17 protein-coding genes and 1 tRNA gene are annotated in these 18,066 nt (G+C 65.1%); 12 read left to right on the top strand and 6 right to left on the bottom strand.

Annotation, left to right across the window (positions count from 1 at the left end; genetic code table 11):
- Nucleotides 1-49: 49 nt before the first annotated feature.
- A complete protein-coding gene (locus tag AC07SZ_RS10985) occupies nt 50-1,105 on the top strand; it encodes a peptidase C39 family protein (protein WP_494914253.1) in 1,056 nt (351 codons plus the stop codon).
- Between the two features lie 23 nt (nt 1,106-1,128).
- Here AC07SZ_RS10985 and AC07SZ_RS10980 read toward each other — a convergent pair whose 3' ends face one another.
- Complete coding sequence (locus tag AC07SZ_RS10980; RefSeq protein WP_056574333.1) at nt 1,129-1,614, bottom strand: hypothetical protein; 486 nt, start codon at nt 1,612-1,614, stop codon at nt 1,129-1,131.
- Between the two features lie 220 nt (nt 1,615-1,834).
- On the opposite strand from AC07SZ_RS10980, the gene AC07SZ_RS10975 reads away from it, so the two are divergent.
- Nucleotides 1,835-2,200, top strand: coding sequence for a RidA family protein (locus AC07SZ_RS10975; RefSeq protein ID WP_056574337.1), 366 nt, complete (start codon nt 1,835-1,837; stop codon nt 2,198-2,200).
- A 31-nt stretch (nt 2,201-2,231) separates the two neighbouring features.
- On the top strand, nt 2,232-3,467 hold the full coding sequence (locus tag AC07SZ_RS10970) for an amidohydrolase/deacetylase family metallohydrolase (protein WP_056574340.1): 1,236 nt from the start codon (nt 2,232-2,234) through the stop codon (nt 3,465-3,467).
- A gap of 15 nt (nt 3,468-3,482) precedes the next feature.
- Here AC07SZ_RS10970 and AC07SZ_RS10965 read toward each other — a convergent pair whose 3' ends face one another.
- From AC07SZ_RS10965 to AC07SZ_RS10955, 3 genes are all read right to left on the bottom strand, one after another.
- On the bottom strand, nt 3,483-4,091 hold the full coding sequence (locus AC07SZ_RS10965; RefSeq protein WP_155772493.1) for a CatB-related O-acetyltransferase: 609 nt from the start codon (nt 4,089-4,091) through the stop codon (nt 3,483-3,485).
- Between the two features lie 83 nt (nt 4,092-4,174).
- A complete protein-coding gene (locus tag AC07SZ_RS10960) occupies nt 4,175-5,965 on the bottom strand; it encodes an NAD(P)-binding domain-containing protein (RefSeq protein ID WP_494914251.1) in 1,791 nt (596 codons plus the stop codon).
- A 24-nt stretch (nt 5,966-5,989) separates the two neighbouring features.
- Nucleotides 5,990-6,934, bottom strand: a complete 945-nt coding sequence (locus tag AC07SZ_RS10955; RefSeq protein ID WP_494914250.1) for a MurR/RpiR family transcriptional regulator — start codon at nt 6,932-6,934, stop codon at nt 5,990-5,992.
- A gap of 310 nt (nt 6,935-7,244) precedes the next feature.
- Here AC07SZ_RS10955 and AC07SZ_RS10950 point away from each other — a divergent pair, with 310 nt between their 5' ends.
- From AC07SZ_RS10950 to AC07SZ_RS10930, 5 genes are all read left to right on the top strand, one after another.
- Nucleotides 7,245-8,078 (top strand): ABC transporter ATP-binding protein, encoded by an 834-nt coding sequence (locus tag AC07SZ_RS10950; protein WP_494914249.1) that lies wholly within the window; start codon nt 7,245-7,247, stop codon nt 8,076-8,078.
- Nucleotides 8,075-8,917 (top strand): ABC transporter permease, encoded by an 843-nt coding sequence (locus AC07SZ_RS10945; protein WP_056574354.1) that lies wholly within the window; start codon nt 8,075-8,077, stop codon nt 8,915-8,917. The genes AC07SZ_RS10950 and AC07SZ_RS10945 overlap by 4 nt, the downstream gene beginning before the upstream one ends.
- Before the next feature lie 67 nt (nt 8,918-8,984).
- The gene (locus AC07SZ_RS10940; protein ID WP_056574356.1) at nt 8,985-10,148 is read left to right on the top strand and encodes an ABC transporter substrate-binding protein; all 1,164 of its coding nucleotides are present in this window, start codon (nt 8,985-8,987) and stop codon (nt 10,146-10,148) included.
- A gap of 75 nt (nt 10,149-10,223) precedes the next feature.
- Nucleotides 10,224-11,312: a Gfo/Idh/MocA family protein gene (locus tag AC07SZ_RS10935; protein WP_494914248.1), complete on the top strand. Its 1,089-nt coding sequence runs from the start codon at nt 10,224-10,226 to the stop codon at nt 11,310-11,312.
- Nucleotides 11,313-11,496: 184 nt separating this feature from the next.
- Nucleotides 11,497-12,933 carry an amidase gene (locus AC07SZ_RS10930; protein WP_494914246.1) on the top strand — a complete coding sequence of 479 codons (1,437 nt, stop codon included), beginning with the start codon at nt 11,497-11,499 and terminating at the stop codon, nt 12,931-12,933.
- A gap of 190 nt (nt 12,934-13,123) precedes the next feature.
- On the opposite strand, the gene AC07SZ_RS10925 is transcribed toward AC07SZ_RS10930, so the two are convergent.
- Complete coding sequence (locus tag AC07SZ_RS10925; protein ID WP_494914245.1) at nt 13,124-14,365, bottom strand: M24 family metallopeptidase; 1,242 nt, start codon at nt 14,363-14,365, stop codon at nt 13,124-13,126.
- 312 nt (nt 14,366-14,677) lie between these two features.
- On the opposite strand from AC07SZ_RS10925, the gene AC07SZ_RS10920 reads away from it, so the two are divergent.
- Entirely contained in the window at nt 14,678-15,484 is an 807-nt protein-coding gene (locus AC07SZ_RS10920) for a SapC family protein (RefSeq protein ID WP_056576374.1), read from the top strand.
- A gap of 278 nt (nt 15,485-15,762) precedes the next feature.
- Entirely contained in the window at nt 15,763-16,056 is a 294-nt protein-coding gene (locus tag AC07SZ_RS10915) for a hypothetical protein (protein ID WP_056574365.1), read from the top strand.
- A 93-nt stretch (nt 16,057-16,149) separates the two neighbouring features.
- Here the strand turns inward: AC07SZ_RS10915 and AC07SZ_RS10910 are convergent.
- Nucleotides 16,150-16,224 (bottom strand) — tRNA-Gly (locus AC07SZ_RS10910).
- Nucleotides 16,225-16,434: 210 nt separating this feature from the next.
- Here AC07SZ_RS10910 and AC07SZ_RS10905 point away from each other — a divergent pair.
- Together AC07SZ_RS10905 and trxA are read left to right on the top strand one after the other, a co-directional pair.
- Nucleotides 16,435-16,932 carry a prolyl-tRNA synthetase associated domain-containing protein gene (locus AC07SZ_RS10905; RefSeq protein ID WP_494914243.1) on the top strand — a complete coding sequence of 166 codons (498 nt, stop codon included), beginning with the start codon at nt 16,435-16,437 and terminating at the stop codon, nt 16,930-16,932.
- Between the two features lie 84 nt (nt 16,933-17,016).
- Complete coding sequence (gene trxA, locus AC07SZ_RS10900) at nt 17,017-18,036, top strand: thioredoxin (RefSeq protein WP_494914242.1); 1,020 nt, start codon at nt 17,017-17,019, stop codon at nt 18,034-18,036.
- The last annotated feature ends 30 nt before the right edge of the window (nt 18,037-18,066 follow it).

Here is an 18,066-nt window from a genome sequence, read left to right as displayed (position 1 = left end):
GCCGGCTGCTGCAACCCGGCCGGTATCGATTTTCAATGGAGACGACCCCATGCCAGCTTCGTTGCCGACCAGCAGGGCCAGCGTGACAGTCTTCACGGCCGAAGACGCATCCGTCTGGACGGACCTGATGGCGGTCGTGCCGGCGGAGATCGGCGATCGTCTGGCCGGCTTGCGGGAGATTGCCGGTGTCGCCGGCGTGGCGCGATACAGGGAAGGCCGACCGGAGGCGATCATGGTCGGCCAGCGGCGGCCGTCGGCGGCGATGATGCGCATTGCCCTGTCCTGGTCCGCCGACAGCTTCATCGCGGGCGACGGCCCGTGCCTGCTGGAGGCACTGGAGACGGAGGCGCTTGCGCAAGAAGTCCTCTGCCTGCGCACCGACGAGGATATGGCGCCGCGCATCGGCGGCCAATGGGAGCACGGGGACGGGTTCCTGCAACGCTGGATCGGCGCCGGGCCGACGCGCCGGCCGGAGGGTATACCGCCGTCCTGGCCGCAGACGGCGGGCTTCACCTGCGGACCGTCGGCGCTCGCCATGGCCATGGCTGGCCTCGACCCGGCCTTGCTGCCGGATCGTTCGCTGGAGGTCGAGCTGTGGCGCGAGGCCACCACCATCATCGGCCCGAGCGGCCCGGGCGGCTGCGACCCCTACGGCCTGGCGCTGGCGGCGCACCGGCGCGGGTTGCGGGTCGAAATATTCATGAGCAGCGCCGGGCCGGTCTTCCTCGACCGTGCCGCCTCGGAGGAAAGGCGCGGGCTGATGCGCTTCGTGCAGGCCGGTTTCAAACGCGACGCCGAAGCCGCGTCATTGCCGATCGAGACGCGCGCCTTTGTCATCGAGGAAATCGGGCAGGCGCTCGATCGCGGCATGTTGGCGCTGGTGCTGATCGATCAGGCGCCGATGATGGGCTACACCTGCCCGCACTGGGTGCTCGTCCATGGCCATGGCGACGGCATCTACTTCCTCAACGATCCCTGGATCGAGCCTGACCGGCTCGAACGGAAGATGGACGTTGTCGACCTTCCGGTCATCGCGGCGGAGCTTGACCGGATGGTCTGGTACGGCAATCCGGCCTACCGCGCCGCTGTGCTGGTTGGGCGATAGCGTTCGGCTCATCCGCCCCGGGTCTAGGCTCCCAGCGGATAAGGCATGTAGCCGACGAAGCCGGCGATCTTCCAGGTTCCGTCGACCTTCCTGCAGAAGTACAGCGTCTGCCATTTCAGCCGGTCGACGCTGCCATCCGCCTTGGCAACGGAGCCATCGAATTTCTTGTGCAGCACGGCGCGGTCGCCGTCGACATCGATGTCGCGCAGATTGGTGACGCGAAACAGCGCCTCGCGCAGCGGCTCGGCGAATTTGGTCGCGGCCGTCTCCCGGGCCTGGCGCAGCCACTCGTCGCGATAGATTTCCAGCCTCGGGAACTGCAGCCGCCAGGCATCGGCGTTGGCGAGGAAATGCGCATGCATGCCGAAGAAGCTTTCGGCGACGAAGTCATTCTCGACCATGGACCAGTCCTGGCCGATGAAGGCGTCGATGTCGCGCCGCACCAGCATTTCCCACAGCGCGTGGCGGTCGGCGTCGCCTGGTGGGAACGGGTTCTTGTCGAAAGTCATCCGCGGTTTCTCCGGTCTCGCATAGGCACCTGTCCGTACCGGCCGCGAGGCCGTCCGGCAAGCGCGCACGATGCAAGCGCTCTTGTAATAAAGCAACACGGATTTCGAAGAATGTTGCTTTCCAACAAGGACCCTATCGGGACCGGCCCGATCGCGGTAAATCTGCGCCGAAGCGGGTGCCGCCCTTGTGCCCTGCCGCGTGATCAGAGGAGGCCGTCCCTTGCCCAAGCAGACTTTTGGAACATCCCATGTGCCGCTGTCGCCCGCCGTGCGGGCCGGCGATTTCGTCTATGTCTCCGGCCAGGTCCCGGTCGGCGGTGACGGCATCGTGGTCAAGGGCGGCATCACCGAGCAGACCGAGCAGGTGCTTGCCAATGTGAAGGCAGCGCTGGCATTGGCCGGCTGCACCCTGGACGACGTGGTGAAGACCACCGTGTGGCTGGAAGACGCGCGCGATTTCGGCGCCTTCAACGCGGTCTATGCCAGGCACTTCCCGAAGAATCCGCCAGCGCGCACCACGGTGGAATCGCGGCTGATGATCGACATCAAGATCGAAGTCGAGGCGGTCGCCTACCGGCCGGCCTGATAAAGGACGCCACGTAGCGGAGGGTCTTCCCATGCAATTCGACCTCCTGCTCAGGGGTGGCCGGCTGATCGATCCGGCATCCGGGCTCGACGCGCCGCGCGATGTCGCCATCGCCAATGGCCGGGTCGCGGCGATCGACCCCGACATCCCGGCGGATCGCGCCGCGCAGGTCGTCGACGCGACCGGCTGCATCGTCACGCCCGGCCTCGTCGACCTGCACAGCCACGTCTATTGGGGCGGCACCTCGCTTGGCGTCGATGCCGACCGGCTGGCGGCCAAGAGCGGCACCACCACCTTCATCGATGCCGGCAGTGCGGGCGCCGGCAACTTTCTCGGCTTCCGCCGCCATGTCATGGAGCGCTCCAGGGTGCGCATCCTGGCCTATGTCAACATTTCCTTCGCCGGCATCTTCGGTTTCTCGCAGACGGTGTCGGTCGGCGAGTGCAGCGATCTCAGGCTATGCGAACCGCGCGAGGTGGTTGCCGCCGCGCGCGAGCACGCCGACGTGGTCGTCGGCGTGAAAGTCCGCTCCGGCAAGCATGCCGGCGGCACCAGCGGCATCGCGCCTGTCGATCTCGCCCTGGAGGCCGCCGACAAGGCGGGCCTGCCGCTGATGGCGCATATAGACGAGCCGCCGCCCGGCCGCTCGGAAGTGCTGCCGCGCCTGCGGCGGGGCGATATCCTCACCCATTGCTTCCGGCCGTTCCCCAACGCGCCGGTCTTCGCCTCCGGCGCGGTGCGGCCCGACATGCGGCTGGCGCGTGAGCGCGGCGTGATCTTCGATCTCGGCCACGGCATGGGTTCGTTCGACTTCGAGGTTGCCCGCGCCATGCTCGCCGAGGGGCTGGCGCCCGATGTCATCTCGAGCGACGTGCACCTTTACTGCGTCGACGGGCCGGCCTTCGACATACTGGTCTGCATGTCGAAACTCCTGGCGCTCGGCATGCCGCTGGTCGAGGTCCTGCGGGCCGCGACGCAAGGGCCGGCGCGGGCGATCGCACGGCCGGATCTCGGCACGCTGGCGGTCGGCACCGTCGGCGACGTCGCTGTCCTCCGCCAGCGGCCAGGCCGCTTCACCTTCGTCGACGCGGTCGGCGCTTCGCTGGTCGCCGATCAGCGGCTGGTCTCGGAAGGCATCGTCATCGGCGGCACCTGGTGGCCGAACGAGGCAGCGAACGATGCCAGCGAAACCGAGCGTTTCGAGCCGCATGCCAACCACACGCATGTCGAGGTCGCCGCCCGGCATTTCGGGCATCGGCACGAATGAGATCGCGCGGCGTGGTTACGCCGCCCCCACCACGCTCAGGAAACGCTCGATGCCTGTCGCGGTCAAAAGCTCGATCCGCTCACGGATGAGGTCGTCGCTCCAGTTCCACCACTCCAGCGACTGCAGGCGTAGGATGATATCGGGTGCAAACCGGTACCGCATGGTGCGAGCCGGATTTCCGACCGCGATTGCATAGGGCGGAATGTCCCGGGTGACGATGCTGCCGGCACCGAGAACCGCTCCATTGCCGATCGTGACGCCGCTCAGGACGATACAGCGAGCGCCGATCCACACGTCATGGCCGACCGTGATCGGCCCCTTGCCCACGGTTCCATCGCCGTTGCGGATCTTGCCGTTCACAGACTGGATCGGAAAGGTGGTCGCGGTGTCGACGCGGTGCTCGGCCGCGCAGATAAAGAGAACATCCGGGCCAATCGAACAGAACGATCCTATGCGCACCGGCACGTCTTCTCGCGGAACGAAGAACGATTTCTTGCTGAGACCGTAGGTATGGCGACCGATCTCGACGCCAGGCAGCGGAGGCAACGGGTCCTTCTTCAATCCCAGTTTTATGCGAAGTCCTCTCAGCAGCCCCATCGGTTCCTCCCCCGGGTTGCCGGGCACTATAGCGGAAATCCTCCCTTCTGAGAGGCCGCTCCCATCCGCTCGGCGATCGCTCCTCCCAACGAGGAGGAGATCGGGCAGCCTCACTGCCCGGAATTGCTCGGCTTCCCGTAAACCGGCGTCGCGATCCCCTCCATACGCGCCTTGATCTGCAGCGCCACATATTTGGAGTAGAAACGCGACAGCGCCAGGTTGCCGCCGTGGAACCACAGCGCTTCCTGCGCCGTCGGCTTCCACATGTTGCGCAGCTCGCCCTGCCAGGGGCCGGGGTCGCCCTTGACGCCGGAGCCGAGACCCCAGCAGGGCCCGACCTTGTCGGCGACCTCGCGCGAGACGAGCGCGGCCACATTCTCGTTCATCGACTGGTAGCCGGTGCAGGCGATGATGGCGTCGGCCTCGAGTTCGCTGCCGTCCTCGAACAGAATGCCGTGTTTGGTCAGCGACTTGATGGCGATACCGCTGCGGATGCCGATCTTGCCGTCGATGATCAGGTCCGAGGCGCCGACATCGATGTAATAGCCCGAGCCGGTGCGGTAGGCCTTCATCAGCAGGCCGGTCTCGTCGTCGCCGAAATCGATGGCGAAGCCCGAGGCGCGCAAGCGGTCATAGAAGGCGGCGTCGCGCGCCCGGATGACATCGTAGAGCGCGCGCTGGCCCTTCGGCACCAGGGCAAATGGCGTCGAGGCGACGATCATGTCGGCCTTTTCGGTGGTGATGCCGCGCGCCAGCGCGTTCTCCGAAAAGATCTCGAAGCCGACCTCCATCAGCGTATCCGACTTGACCACGGTGGTCGGCGAGCGCTGGATCATGGTGACGTCGGCGCCGCTTTCCCAGAGGTCGACGCAGACATCATGTCCCGAACTTGCCGCGCCGATGACCGCAACACGTCTGCCGCGGAACTTGTCGCCGCTGGCATACTGGCTGGAATGCAGCAGCTCGCCCTTGAACTCATCGGCGCCGGCCAGGTCGATCTTTCGTGGCGGGCCATAGGCGCCGGTGGCGAAGACGATGTGTTTCGGCTTCAGCGTGATCTGCCGGCCGACGCGGTCGACGACCACGGTCCACTCCTTCTTTGCCTCGTCATAGGAAGCGCCGAGGCATTTCGTGGCGACCCAGTAGTTGAGCTCCATGACGCGCGTGTACATTTCCAGCCAGTCGCCCATCTTGTCCTTGGGTGTGAAGACGGGCCAGTTTTCCGGGAACGGAATATAGGGCAGATGGTCGTACCAGACGGGATCGTGCAGCACGAGCGTGCGGTAGCGGTTGCGCCACGAATCGCCGGGCCTGGCGTTCTTCTCGATGACGATGGTGGGCACGCCGAGCTGCCTCAGCCGTGCGCCCAGCATGATGCCGCCCTGGCCGCCGCCGATGACCAGGCAGTAGGGTTGCTCGGAGGCGCCGAGCTCGCGCGTCTCGCGCGCCCTCGCCTCCGACCAGGTCTCGCGTTCGGGGTCGGCCTTGTGGCGCACGCCGAGCGGCCGCTCTGCGCCCTTGCGTTCCTCGAATCCCTTGAGGTCGGTCATCGCCGTGAACAGCGTACGGCAGCGGCCGTTGCGCAGGCGCATGATGCCTTGGCCGGAAGCCACCGCGGTCTCGAATGTGAACCAGGCTTCGATCGTGCCTTCGTCCGAAGTCGCTTCGCCGGTGACCCGCCACGCGGTGGGTCTTGTCGTCGCCAGCGTTGCCGCGAGCATGTCGGCAATGGCCTCACGGCCTTCCATGGTCGTGACGTTCCAGGTGAAGGTCAGAAGATCGCGCCAGTAGCAATCGTCGACGAACAGGTTGGCCGCCGCTGCCACGTCGCCGGACGCGAGCGCCTGCGCAAGGGATTCGAGCCACGCGGCTGCCTGTTTCGTCGGTGCTGTTTCGAGCATGTCTTCCCCTCTTCCTGCAATGAACTAATCCCCGAGCGGCTCCATCTCCTTGCCGGTGCGGTGGATCTGGGCGTTGTACTTGATGCGGCGCACCGTCTCGCGTGCGGACCCGTCGAGCTTGTAGGCCGAGGCCACCGCCAGCAGGTCGATCGCCGCCAGGAAGGCGAAGCGCGAGGCCGTCGGCTTCAGCGTGTCGGGATATTCGGGCACCGCCACCGTGAGCCTGACGTCGCAGGCGCGGGCCAGATCAGTGTCGGGCGCGGTCACGGCGATCGTGTTGGCGCGGTAATGCTTGGCGAGTTCGACGGCCTCGATCACCTCGCGCGTGCGCCCGGTCGCCGAAATGGCGATCACCAGGTCGCCGGGCTTCAGCGTCGAGGCGGTCATCCGCATCAGATAGGGGTCGCACTGGGCGCTGACCGTGATGCCGTAGCGAAACAGCCGATACTGGGTCTCCTGCGCCAGCGCCGAGGAACTGCCGCCAAGGCCGAAGACAGTGACCTGCCGCGCCTTGGCGATCAGCTCGGCGGCCTTCTGCAGCTCACCCGGGTCGAGCTGCCGTTCGGCCTCCTGCAGCGCCCGGCGCGCCTCGCCGAAGACGGCGTTCCAGAACGGCATGCCATTGTCGTTGCTGACGGTCGGCGACTTGGCCAGGTACAGCGCGCCGACGACGAGGCTCTGCGCCAGCTTCAGCTTGAAATCGCGCACGCCGTCGCAGCCGATGGCGCGGCAGAAGCGGGTCACCGTCGGTTCGCTCACCCCGGCGCGTTCGGCAATCGCCGCATTGGAAGCGTCGACGGCGTATTTGACATCGTCGAGCACGACATCGGCGACGCGGCGTTCGGCCGGGCGCAATTCTGCGTAGGAATCCTTGACCAGCGAGATGATGTCGGGAATACGCCGGACAGGCTCGCGCTCCTCCGGATCGGTGCTCAAGGCGCTGTCTTCCCTGTTGTCAGCTTCGGTCATGAAGTCGGTCTTCCCTGCCCTTTTCGACCTGACCTCTTAACATGTTTGCACGCTGTCGTTCCATGCGCCCGGCCACGCTGCAACCGTTGCGTGCCGCAAGGCATGTTTGCATCCATTCCGCCGAGTATGTAGGAAAGCAACACGCATTTCAAGACGAAGAAAACCGTTCAAAAACAAAGTACTGCAGATAGGCAGGAGTTTTGGCGATACAGGTATCACCGCGAGCGCTTGACAGCAAAGTAGGATAGTTACAAACTGATTTTTGGCAGTCCGATGACCATTGGATCATCGCGCAATCTCCGAGGGGCGGATGAACGCGGGCGAGACAACAACGCCGAAACTTGGCGTGCAGGCAGCGACCAAGATCTATCACACGGCATCCGGCGACCTGCTGGCGCTGGACCGCTGCAGCCTGGACATCCGAGCCAATGAAATCGTCTCGATCGTCGGCCCGTCCGGTTGCGGCAAGACCACGCTTTTGTGGTCGATGTCGGGCCTGCACGGCCTGACCAGCGGCGAAATCCGGCTCGACGGCAAGGCGATCACCGGCCCGCATCCCGATATCGGCATCGTCTTCCAGGAAGCCAACCTTTTGCCCTGGCGCAATCTCGACGCCAACATCCGCTTCCCCTTCGAGATCAAGGGCGAGAAGCCGGACCGTGCCTGGATCGCGCATCTCCTGAACCGGGTCGGCCTGGACGGCTTTGGCGGCAAGTTCCCGCGCGAGCTTTCGGGCGGCATGCAGCAGCGCGCGGCGATCGTGCGGGCGCTGGCGCTGAAGCCCTCGGTGCTGTTGATGGACGAGCCGTTCGGCGCCCTCGACAGCTTTACCCGCGAGGAGATGAACCGGCTGGTCGAGGAGATCTGGCTCGACACCAAGACCACCATCGTCTTCATAACCCACAGCATCGAGGAAGCGATCTTTCTCTCCGACCGTGTGGTGGTGCTCAGCGCCCGGCCGGGCCGGGTCGCGAAGGAATATCGCGTGCCGTTCGCGCGGCCGCGCTCGCTGGAGATCATGGCGACCAAGGAAGTCTTCGACCTCACCAACCGGATCAAGATGGACATTGTCGGCGAGCGCGCCAGGCCGAAGGCACCGGAACATGAGCGCACCAGCGCCGAGATCGTGAGGATCAGGCCGTGAGCGACGCGATCCCCGAATTCTCCAAATCCAAGCCGGGCGACGGCAAGGATGTCAGCCTGACCAATCTGTCGGCCTTCGCCAGCGGACCCGGCATCAAGTCGGGCAAGGAAGTGGCGGCCATCATCGCCGTTGCGGTGATCATCATCGGCGGCATCGAGCTGGCGCTGCGGCTGTTCCACGTGCCGCTCTACATCATGCCGCCGCCAAGCTCGATCGCCTACGCGCTGTTCGACGAGTTCCCGCTGATCGCGCCGCATCTCGGCTATACGCTGGTCGAGCTCTTGTCCGGCTTTGCCATCGGCGCCGTCGTCGGCCTGGTGCTGGCCGCCGTCATCACCCAGTTCCCCTTCGCGGAAAAGATCGTCGCGCCATACATCCTGCTGCTGGTCACCACGCCGATGCTGGCGCTGGTGCCGCTGCTCATCCTGCGCTTCGGCTTCGGCTACACGCCGCGCATCATCGCGGTGGCGCTGGCGGCCGGGCCGATGGTGATGATCAACGCCGCCACCGGCTTTCGCCGCGTCGACAGTGCCAAGATCGCGCTCGCCCGCTCCTACGGCGCCAGCACCTTGCAGATATTCTGGAAGATCCGCGCGCCGATGGCGCTGCCGATGATCCTGGTCGGGCTGATGATCGGCGCCATCTTCGGCCTGCTCACCGCCGTCGGCGCCGAGATGGTCGGCGGCGGCTTCGGTCTCGGCAACCGGCTCACCACCTATTCGTCGATGATCCAGATGCCGCAGTTCTTCGCCGTGGTGCTGATCCTGTCGACGCTCGGCATCCTGATCTACGTGCTGTTCTTCCTCATCGGCAAGAAATGGGCGAGCTGGGAGGCATAGCAGAGGGTATCGACGGCGCCCGGGAGGCGGGCGGCAAGAAACTGACGTCAAACAAAAGGGGAAAGCGATGACCAAAGACAATTCGATCCGCCAGGCGGGGATCTCCCGCCGCTATTTCCTGCAGGTCACCGGCGCCGGCCTGGTGACGGCAACGGCGCTTGGCGCCACCGGCCTCAAGGCCAGGGCCGAGGCCTACGGCAAGTTCACCTGGATCTCGCCGCGCGGCACGCTCGAGGTGCTCGACGACTATCCCTACTGGGCGGCGAAGAAGGCCGGCTATTTCGACGGGCTCGACACCGACATGCAGCCGGGACCTTCGGACGGTACGGCGACGGTGAAGTTCGTCGATGTCGGCCAGGCGGATATGGGCTTCCCCTCGCCCGGCGTGTTCTCCTTCGCCATCCAGAACGGTATGAAGCTGAAGTCGGTGTTCCATATGGGCGCGCGCGACACGTTCAGCATCGCCTTCCGCAAGGGCGAGGGATCGAACGACCTCAAGAAGCTGGAAGGCAAGACCATACTGCTCGGCTCCGCCGCCTGGCAGTCGATCACCGATCCGCTGCTGGCCGCGCAAGGCGTGGACATCAAGAAGGTCAAATATGTCGAGGCCGGCTGGCCGACCTGGGGCACTGCCCTTGCCGGCGGCCAGGGTGACGCGGCCCTTTCATGGGAAGGACTGCGCGCCGAATGGATCGCCAAGGGCCTCGACTTCGAATACTGGCTCGGCGTCGAGCATTCCAAGCTGCCGGCCAACACCTTCGTCGTGCGGAGCGCCGATCTCGAGGATGCCGACAAGAAGGCGTTCCTGGAAAAGTACCTGCGCGGCTGGGCGATGGGCCTCGAATTCGGCTACCAGAACCCGCGCGCTGCGGTCGAGGCGGTGTTCGAGCAGTTCCCGACGCTGGCCAAGAATCTAGGGCCGGAGCTTGGCACCACGTCGATCCTGCAGCAGATCAACGTCTTCCGTGGCGACATGGACAAGCGCGGCGGCTGGGGCTCGCACGACATGGCGAGCTGGCAGGGCTTCTTCGACGAGATCCACAAGATCGGCCAGATCACCAATCCGGTGAAGGCCGAGGATGTCTGCACCAACGACCTGATCCCGGCGGCCAACGACTTCGACAAGGCCAAGGTCAAGGCCGATGCCGACGGCGTCAAGCTGTCGGAAGGCTTTGCCGCGCTCGATGTCGAGAAGATCAAGGCGCATCTGTTCGATTCGGCGGTCAAGTAGGGACTGGCGGCAGCAGAACCGGGCGGCGACAGGGTTGCCGCCCGCACTTCATTGAAGAAAGCATGGGAGGCTGATGTGGCCGACAAGGTAAAAGTGCTGGTGGTGGGCCTGGGCAATATGGGTGCGTCGCATGCCAGCGCCTATCACCGCTCCGAGGGTTTTCAGATCGTCGGCATCATGAGCCGCTCGATCAAGAGCAACACGAAGATCCCGGCGGAATTAGCCGGCTATCCGCTCTACGAGGATTTCGACCTGGCGCTGAAGGAGACAAAGCCGGACGCCGTCTCGATCAACAGCTGGCCGAACACCCATGCCGAATATGCGCTGAAGGCGATCGCGGCCAATTGCCATGTGTTCATGGAAAAGCCGCTCGCCACCAATATCGAGGATGCCGAAAAGGTCGTGGCGGCGGCACGGGCCAAGAACCGCAAGCTGGTGCTCGGCTACATCCTGCGCGTCCACCCCTCTTGGATCAAGTTCATCGAGGTCGGCAAGACGCTCGGCAAGCCGCTGGTGATGCGTCTCAACCTCAACCAGCAGAGCAGCGGCAGTGCCTGGCACTGGCACAAGAACCTGATCGATTCGCTGATCCCGATCGTCGATTGCGGCGTGCACTATGTCGACGTCATGTGCCAGCTGACCGGCGCCAAGCCCGTACGTGTGCACGGCATCGGCGCCAAGCTCTGGGCGGAGGCCGACAAGCAGAATTACGGCCATCTGCACGTCACCTTCGATGACGGCTCGGTCGGCTGGTACGAGGCCGGCTGGGGCCCGATGATGAGCGAGACGGCCTATTTCGTGAAGGATGTTGTCGGCCCCAAGGGCGCGGTGTCGATCGTCGCCGGCCAGGCGGCGAGCACGGCCTCGGATGCCGAGGTGTCCAATTCGGCCGACATCGACCGGCACACCAAGACCGATGCGCTGAAGATCCATTATGCCGCCGTCGACGGCGACAAGAATTTCAAGAAACTCGACGAGATCGTCAGCATGGAGGACGAGCCCGGCCACCAGGAGCTGTGCGACCGCGAGCAGGCCTTCTTCCTGCGCGCCATTCGCGAGGATCTCGATCTGACCGAGCAGATGGACGCGGCGGTCAACAGCCTGCGTATCGTGCTCGCCGCCGAACAGAGCATCGAGCTCGGCCGGACCGTCGAGCTGGCCTGACGCAATCCGGCCGCTGGTGCTGGAGGAGGCGCCGGCGCCGCAGGAGTTTCATCCTTCTCCCGTCCCTATACGGGAGAAGGTGCCGGCGGGCGGATGAGGGGCGGCGCTTGCATTTGCAATTGACTGGCAGGGACAGCGCGCATTTCCGGCGCGGTGCCGAGGCATGGAAATTGGGAGGAGAGACATGGTCACCGACAGTCTGTTGAAAACCTACGCCGAGTCCGACGCGCTCGACCTGGCCAGGTTGGTGCGCGGCGGCGAGGTTTCGCCGGCCGAACTGGTCGAGGCGGCGATCACACTGGTCGAGCGGCTCAACCCGGCGCTGAACGCGGTCATCCACCGCTTGTACGACATGGCGCGCGCGCAGGCGCAGACGGTCGACAAATCGGCTCCGTTCGCCGGCGTACCATTCCTGCTCAAGGAGCTGGCCTCGTCCTGGACAGGTGCGCCCAACACCAATTCTTCCTTCTATTTGAAAGATGTCGTCGCCGATTTCGACACCGAAGTGGTCCGCCGCATGAAGGCGGCTGGGCTGGTGCTGGTCGGCAAGTCGAACGCACCTGAAAACGGCTGGTCGATCACGACGGAACCGAAACTCTACGGGGTGACGAAGAACCCGTGGAAGGAAGGCATCACGCCCGGCGGCTCGAGCGGCGGCGCGGCGGCGGCGATTGCGTCGCGCATGGTGCCGATCGCCGAAGCCAGTGACGGCGCCGGCTCAATCCGCATTCCGGCCTCCTGCTGCGGCATTGTCGGCCTGAAACCGTCGCGCGGCCGCGTCGGTCTCGCGCCGTTCGGCGACTATTGGTATGGCGGCGCCTATTTCCTCTGCTGCTCGCGCAGTGTGCGCGACACGGCGGCCTATCTCGACGCGGTGGCCGGCGCGCTGCCGGGCGATCCCTATACGCCACCGGTGCCGGATGGCTCCTGGCTCAGCCTGTCGGCGCGGGCGCCGAAGAGATTGCGCATCGGCTTCTCCGTCACGCCGCCCAACGGCACCGCCATCGATCCGGAGGTGAAGGCGGCGGTGCTGGCAACCGTGGCGACGCTCGAGCGGCTGGGACACGATGTCGAGGCGCATGACATGCCGCTCGACGCCAATGCCGTCTGGGCGACCTACACCAACATGACCTGCGTGCAGACGGCGGCGACCTTCGACTATCTCGAAACGGTGATCGGCAGGCCGGTCACCCCAGGCGACGTCGAAGCGGTGACCTGGGCGATCATCGAGCGCGGCCGCGCGACGAGTGGTGTCAGGCACATTTCCGATGTCGAGCAGCTCAGGCAGGTCGGCCGCGACATTGTCGGCGATCTCAACGCCTACGACCTTTTCATCACGCCGACACTGACCCAGTTGCCGCGTCCGCTCGGCTATTACGACATGTCGGAAACCGACATCGACCGCTACAATGCCAAATGGTCTGATTCCGTGTTTGCCTTCCCCTTCAACATTTCCGGCCAGCCGGCGATCTCGCTGCCGCTCGGATGGTCGAAAGGCGGGGTGCCGATCGGCGTGCAGCTGGTCGGCCGCTATGGCGACGAGGCGACGGTGCTGGCGGCGTCGGCACAGCTGGAGCAGGAGATGCCGTGGATGGATCGGCGGCCGGCGGTGAGTGGTTAGGATGTGCCGATATTCAGGTGATGCCGGCCTGCAAGCGGCGGTTCCTGCGCTTCCGGTGCTCACATACTTTAAGTACGCTCCGCTCCGGTTCTCGGGAACCACCGCTTTCGGCGCGGCCTGACCTGAATCTCAACACATCCTACGGCGTGCAGTCCAACAGCGCGCCGCGGCTTCGGTGCCGAGATGCCATTTACCCAATCGTCTCCAGCCGCCTCGGCAGCCGATTCATCGCAACAGGCCCATCCGCCGTGATCAGGAACTGGTCCTCGAGATTGAAGCTGGCGAGGCCGTCTATGTAGAGCGGGATCTCGAAGGCCAGCACCATGCCGGCCTCGATCACGACATCGCTGTCGGCCGCGATGAACGGCCATTGCTCGGAAAACACCGACTGGCCGACGCTGTGGCCGAAATGGCCGCGGCGGTAGGAGCGCAGACCTTGCCGCGCCAGGCTTTCGGTGGTGACGCGGTGGACATGGGCGAGGGAGTTGCCCGGCACAAGCGCCGCCAGTCCGTCCTCGAAAGCCCGCTCGGCGAGCGCATGCAGTTCGGCCTGGTCGGCGGAAGGCGGCCCGAAGATGAAATTGCGCGACATGTCGGAGGCGTAGCCGCCGACCGTGCAGACCATGTCGCATTTCAGCGGGTCGCCCGCCACGGCCCTGGCATCGGCGCCCTTGGCCCGGGCACCCAACGTCACATATTCGGCGGTGGCGACCGGATGCGACAGCCCTGCCGCCGCCTCGGCGACGCCTTTCCGGTAGAGCGCGACGAGATCGGCCTGGCGCATGCCGGCCATCGCGTCCACCTGCAGGCGCTCCAGCCCGGCTTCCGACAGGATGATGCCTTGCTGCAGCAGATCGATCTCGCGCTGCGTCTTGATGGCCCTGAGCCGGTCCAGGACCGGTGAACCGTCGGCGAACAGGCAGTGCGGAAGCAGCGCCTGGATGGCCGAGAAATCGGCGGCCGGAATAAAGTCGAGGTCGACGCCGAGCGTCGCGCGCGCCAGCCCGAAGTCGTCCAGCAGGGCCCGCAGCTGGTTCACCGAGCCGGCGAGATCGAAGGTGGCGGGGCGCGAGAAATCCGGCGCGCGGCCAAGCGAGGCGAGACCGGCCTCGATGCGCTCCGCCAGAAGACCGTGAGCGCCTGTCTCCAGTGGCGCGGTTTCGATCCAGATCGGGTGCGAACGCACAGTCGCTTCAGGCGCGGCGAGCCGCAGCTGGGCGACGTTGAAGTCCGCGACGACGATGCCGATCGGCAGATCCTGCCGGGCCGGGATGACGACGAAGCCGCCGCCGGCGCGCCGGAACAGTCCCGCCGGGCCGATCCACGCCCCGGTCGCATGGTGGAAGGCCTCGGGCGCCGAGAGCACCAGCGCCCCGATGCCGGCGCTTTCCATCAAATGCGCGGCGCGCTGGCGGTCGACAAAGCCGGTCATGTGTTTTCCCGATGTCCGAGAGGGCAACGGAGCATTGCGGGCAGCGTCGATCAAGGGGCAAATGCCGACCGGGCGCCAATGCCGGCGAAATCGTTTGCTTGATCGGCTCCAGCTTGAATGGCCGCGGTGAAGCCGATCAACGACACCGGATGGTGACCGGGCGACCGATTCCATGCCAATGGACACTGTAGTAGCTTGCTGCCGCGCCGGATTCTTGCCCGGGCAATATCAGCGCAACAAGTGCGGATGCCGGCCTTCGGGTCGATGCTGCAGAAGCCTGCTCGATCGGCTGGCGTGAGAAAGGGATGGACCATGGCGGACAAGGCGGCGAAGACGGAAGCGGTGCCGGAAAGCGGTGCCATGCCGCTGTTCTATTCCAGGCCCGAGGCGCTCAACCCGGCGCGGCACGGCTCGCTGGGCCTGACCACGCGCGGCGACCTTTCCTTCGCGCGTGCAGTGCATGCCATTCCGGTGGTGGCGTCGGAGATGCCGGCGGCGATGCGCTCCTATCCGATCGTCTTCATCGGTCCGGCCAAGGCGCCGGTGATCATCACCGGCGTGCGCCAGGGCGAGAACCTGTTCGTCGACAAAGACGGCCGGTGGGCCGCGCCGCATTACGTCCCCGCCTATGTCCGCCGCTACCCCTTCATCCTGGCCGAGGACCCGACCACGGCGGGCCGGCTGACGCTGTGCGTGGACAGGGCAAGCGAGCGGGTCGTCGACAAGGTGCTCTCGTCCCTCGGTGACGACAAGATAGCCCCCTTCTTCAACGGCGCCGAGCCCACGGAAGCGACGAGGCAGGCGCTGGCCTTCTGCAATCAGTTCCAGATCGACTTCAGGGCCACCCGCGAGATGGTCGAGAGGATCGACGCGCATCGCCTGTTCGCGCCGCGCCAGAGCACGGTGACGCTGGAAGGCGGCGAAACCCTCAACCTCACCGATTTCCAGGTGATCGACGAGGACGCCTTCAACAAATTGAGCGACGAGGCCTTCCTCGACCTGAGGAAATCCGGCGCGCTCACCCTGCTCTATTGCCACCTCGCCTCGACCAACAGCTGGACCTCCCTGGTGCACCAGGCGTCGCTGCGCAAGGCGGGACAAGGACGGTCGCCCTCCTGAAAGACGAAAGGGCCGGATCGCCGACAGACCGCACAACGCCGCCTGGAAATTGGCTTGCGTGCTCAAATTTCAGGTCGCCGCAGGATCTTCGGATGTCTCGCGCATCCATCCGACCGGCGCGGGTTACCCTATGCAATGAGCCGCGTCAGTGTCGCCCTACATCACAGATTCGAAATGTTCGGGATGAACCGCGGTCCGAAGAGCGTTTAATCATTAGTTCGCCGGGTGCTCCTGAGACTCCGAGCGCCCTTAAATCAACCGTTTTTGGGAGAACAACGATGAAACATCGCCTCATTCCCATGGTGCTGGGCTTGCTTGCAACCTCCGCCGGCCTGGCCTTGGCCGCCAATGTCCACTCGGTAACGGGGACCAAGGGGCAGCCCAATCAGACAATCGGCACCCCTCAGACAGGGACTGCCACCCCTGGCAATGCCAGCACCGCGCCGGGTTCGGCCTTCAACCCGGACGGGAACGCCGGAACACATTACGCAGGGACCCAGCCGCAGAACTCCAAGAATCCGAAGAGCGTATCTCAATACGATGTTGCGGGCTTCCAGCAGTCCCAAAAGTGACAACCGCCCTTGGCGCCGGCGTTCCGGCCGCCCAAAAACGAAAAAGCCGCGGCGGACCGCGGCTTTTCGATGCTTGATTTCCCGAGAGGAAACTGGAGCGGGTGAAGCGATTCGAACGCTCGACCCCAACCTTGGCAAGGTTGTGCTCTACCCCTGAGCTACACCCGCTCACACGGCGTCTTGGCCGCAAGCCGGGCCTATATGGCTTAAGAGCGCGGCGATTGCAACAGGGAAATCGCAGCCTTTTTACAACCTTTCGAGTGATGCCGGCAAACCGCCGCGATGCGCGGATTTCATTGTGCCATCGCGCGATGGTCTTGTGTCTGACGCCTCATTGGCCGTAAACGGCGAGGCAGGAAACGGACAAAGAAGAAACCAATGCCGAAGACCGAAGCCGAGCTTTTTGCCTTTCTTGCCGAACTGGGCATCGCCGTTTCGACGAAACGCCATCCGCCGCTCTATACGGTGGCCGATTCGCAGGCGCTGCGCGGCGAAATCGACGGCGGGCACACCAAGAACCTGTTCCTGAAGGACAAGAAGGACAATTTCTTCCTGGTCACCGTCGGCGAGGACGCGGTCGTCAACCTGAAGCAGATCCACCAGCTGATCGGCGCCGCCAGCCGTGTTTCCTTCGGCAAACCGGAGATGCTGATGGAGCTTCTGGGCGTTTCGCCGGGCGCGGTCACCGTCTTTGGCGTCATCAACGACACGGCAAACAAGGTGAAGCTGGTGCTCGACAAGGATTTGATGGATCATGCCGTCATCAATGCGCATCCGCTGACCAATGAGGCGACGACATCGATCGCGGCGGCCGATCTCATCAGATTCGTCGAGGCAACCGGGCATGATGCTGCTATCTTGAAAGTCTCGGCATGATCGCCACATGGATGGCGAAACCGACTTCCAATAAAGACATTGCGCCGACCCGCGGGCCGGCGGCGCGACCGAAAGGGTGACGAGATGAGCGACAACAATCCGTTTGGCGGATCATTCGGCAGCAATGGCGGCCAGTATGCCACCACCGTGCAGTATGGCGGAACCGCACCCGCGCCGGCAAAGGTCGCGCTTGGCGACGCGCCGGGCGCCCCTTCCGCTCCCCCAGCCACCGGCGATGTCATCAAGGACACGACGACCGCTGCCTTCGCCGCCGACGTCATCCAGGAATCGCGCCGCCAGCCGGTTCTGGTCGATTTCTGGGCGCCGTGGTGCGGGCCTTGCAAGCAGCTGACGCCGCAGCTCGAAAAGGCGGTCAAGGCCGCCGGCGGCAAGGTCAAGCTCGTCAAGATGAACATCGACGACCACCCCTCGATCGCCGGCCAGCTCGGCATCCAGTCCATTCCGGCGGTCATCGCCTTCAAGGACGGCCAGCCGGTCGACGGCTTCATGGGCGCGATCCCGGAGAGCCAGGTCGCAGAATTCATCACCAAGGTCGGCGGCAAGGGCAATGGCGCGCCGGCCGTGGCCGAGGCGCTGGCGGCGGCGGCGGAAGCCCGCGACGCCGGCGACATGCAGACCGCCGCCGACATTTTTGACGCCATCCTGGCGCAGGCGCCGGAGACGGTCGAGGCAATCGCCGGGCTGGGTGACCTGCTGTTCGAGGCCGGCGACACGGAAGGCGCCGAGGCGTTGCTGGAGACAGCGCCTGAGGCCAAGAAGGATGCGCCGGCGCTTGCCGCGCTGCGTGCCAAGATGGCGCTTGCCGCGCAAGCGGCGACGCTCGGCAATCCGGCCGAGTTCGAGCGGCGCCTGGCGGAAAATCCCAGGGATCATCAGGCCCGTTTCGATCTGGCCATGATCCAGAACGCCAGGGGCGAACGCACGGCGGCGGCCGACAATCTGCTGGCCATCATCAAGGCCGACCGCGCCTGGAACGAGGATGGCGCCAGGACGCAATTGCTGCAATTCTTCGAGGCCTGGGGCATGACCGACGAGGCGACGCTGGCGGCGCGGCGCAAATTGTCGGCGCTGCTGTTTTCCTGAGCCGGCGGCTGTTTCGTCGCATGGGCTTGG

The organism is Mesorhizobium sp. GW821-FHT07A06 (assembly GCF_059419085.1).
The sequence above is the reverse complement of the archived record's forward strand: the minus strand, read 5'-3'. Positions and strand labels throughout refer to the sequence as shown.

Coding starts and splice junctions, on each gene's coding strand:
- AC07SZ_RS10985 (WP_494914253.1), top strand. CDS start 50: ATGCCAGCTTCGTTGCCGACCAGCAGGGCCAGCGTGACAGTCTTCACG.
- AC07SZ_RS10980 (WP_056574333.1), bottom strand. CDS start 1,614: ATGACTTTCGACAAGAACCCGTTCCCACCAGGCGACGCCGACCGCCAC.
- AC07SZ_RS10970 (WP_056574340.1), top strand. CDS start 2,232: ATGCAATTCGACCTCCTGCTCAGGGGTGGCCGGCTGATCGATCCGGCA.
- AC07SZ_RS10960 (WP_494914251.1), bottom strand. CDS start 5,965: ATGCTCGAAACAGCACCGACGAAACAGGCAGCCGCGTGGCTCGAATCC.
- AC07SZ_RS10955 (WP_494914250.1), bottom strand. CDS start 6,934: ATGACCGAAGCTGACAACAGGGAAGACAGCGCCTTGAGCACCGATCCG.
- AC07SZ_RS10950 (WP_494914249.1), top strand. CDS start 7,245: ATGAACGCGGGCGAGACAACAACGCCGAAACTTGGCGTGCAGGCAGCG.
- AC07SZ_RS10940 (WP_056574356.1), top strand. CDS start 8,985: ATGACCAAAGACAATTCGATCCGCCAGGCGGGGATCTCCCGCCGCTAT.
- AC07SZ_RS10930 (WP_494914246.1), top strand. CDS start 11,497: ATGGTCACCGACAGTCTGTTGAAAACCTACGCCGAGTCCGACGCGCTC.
- AC07SZ_RS10925 (WP_494914245.1), bottom strand. CDS start 14,365: ATGACCGGCTTTGTCGACCGCCAGCGCGCCGCGCATTTGATGGAAAGC.
- AC07SZ_RS10920 (WP_056576374.1), top strand. CDS start 14,678: ATGGCGGACAAGGCGGCGAAGACGGAAGCGGTGCCGGAAAGCGGTGCC.
- AC07SZ_RS10915 (WP_056574365.1), top strand. CDS start 15,763: ATGAAACATCGCCTCATTCCCATGGTGCTGGGCTTGCTTGCAACCTCC.
- AC07SZ_RS10905 (WP_494914243.1), top strand. CDS start 16,435: ATGCCGAAGACCGAAGCCGAGCTTTTTGCCTTTCTTGCCGAACTGGGC.
- trxA (WP_494914242.1), top strand. CDS start 17,017: ATGAGCGACAACAATCCGTTTGGCGGATCATTCGGCAGCAATGGCGGC.